The sequence below is a fragment of the Plectonema cf. radiosum LEGE 06105 genome (assembly GCF_015207665.1).
In the GTDB taxonomy this organism is placed as follows: Bacteria; Cyanobacteriota; Cyanobacteriia; order Cyanobacteriales; family Nostocaceae; genus Rivularia; species Rivularia radiosa_A.
Map to the genome: position 1 here is coordinate 1 of NZ_JADEWL010000317.1, position 1,206 is coordinate 1,206.

Annotated in this window: 2 protein-coding genes; both read right to left on the minus strand. The window is 42.2% G+C overall.

What is annotated here, in order from left to right; all coding sequences use genetic code 11:
• Positions 1 to 17: 17 nt before the first annotated feature.
• On the minus strand, positions 18 to 683 hold the full coding sequence (locus IQ247_RS32195) for an IS630 family transposase (protein WP_193926243.1): 666 nt from the start codon (positions 681 to 683) through the stop codon (positions 18 to 20).
• Entirely contained in the window at positions 680 to 1,141 is a 462-nt protein-coding gene (locus IQ247_RS32200; protein ID WP_193926244.1) for a helix-turn-helix domain-containing protein, read from the minus strand. The genes IQ247_RS32195 and IQ247_RS32200 overlap by 4 nt, the downstream gene beginning before the upstream one ends.
• Positions 1,142 to 1,206 lie beyond the last annotated feature (65 nt).

The window sequence follows — 1,206 nt, forward strand, 5'->3', positions numbered from 1 at the left end:
CTAGTGTTACGTCAAGTTTAGGATGACGGATAAAGATGTTTAAGTTTTATTCTGGCATCTTTAGTAGTGAACTGCCAGTTGACCTTGGTTTGCTTGGTATTTTTCATTTTATACCACGCTTCTACCTGTTCTATAAGCGTATGCTTATCTGCTACTCTCTTACTGATTCCTTGTCGGGTTAGTATGCTCAATTCACACTCAGCGATGTTTAGCCAGGAACCATGTGTAGGGGTTCGCACCACTTCTAAGCGTTGTATAATATGCTGGGCTCTTTCTGGAGGAAATATTTCATAGAGCGCTGATAATTTATGGGCGCTTAGATTATCTTCCACTAGCGTAATTTTTTCTGCCTCGGGATACATGTATTCAGCAATATGAGCAACAACCCGGGCATAAGTAAAGCGGTTATGATTATCTTCTACTCTCACTTCTCGCCGCCCTCCTAAAGGCTCAATAATCATATACAAGTCTGTTACTCCCTCTCTACTATATTCATAGTCTACATGTTGTACCCCATAGCTGTCTATAAAGGGATGACGAACCTCTTTAATTAACTGTTTAGGCGATTCGTCTAGGCAAATAACGGGATGAAGGGGGTCATAAGCCCGTTGATATATTGATAAGACTCTTTCCATCTGACAAACAAACTCTGGACTCGCCTCTGGAATAATCCATGACTTCACCCGCCAAGGCTTAATCCTGTTTTTTTAAGCAACTGCCGTACACTCTCATGACTGATATGTTCTACATATTGTAACTCTATCATTTTATCTGCCAGCAAGTGCAGTGTCCAGCGGGCGTACCCGGAAGGAGGGCCGCTACAACGTAAAGCGATCAACTTAGCTTCTACTTCCCCATCAAAGACTTTCTCTCGGACTACTTCACGATGCTTACCCTGCAAAGCAACTTCTAATCCTTCTTCTACAAATCTCTGACGCAAGCGTTCTACAGTACGTTTGCCTATTCCGTAGGCTTCGCTGATCTGAGCATCTTTCCACTGTTTATCTCCATGCTCATCAGCAGCTAAAAGTATATATGCTCGCTTTACCTGTAAAGACTTTTCACTACGCTTGCCAATGAGTTCCTGTAAATGCGCTCTTTCTGCAGCGCTTAGGTGTACTCGGTATATTTTTGCAGGCATGATTTTTTCCCTGCGAATGTAAACACCCAATAACAATCGTCAAAATTGTCTTGAAATAACACTAG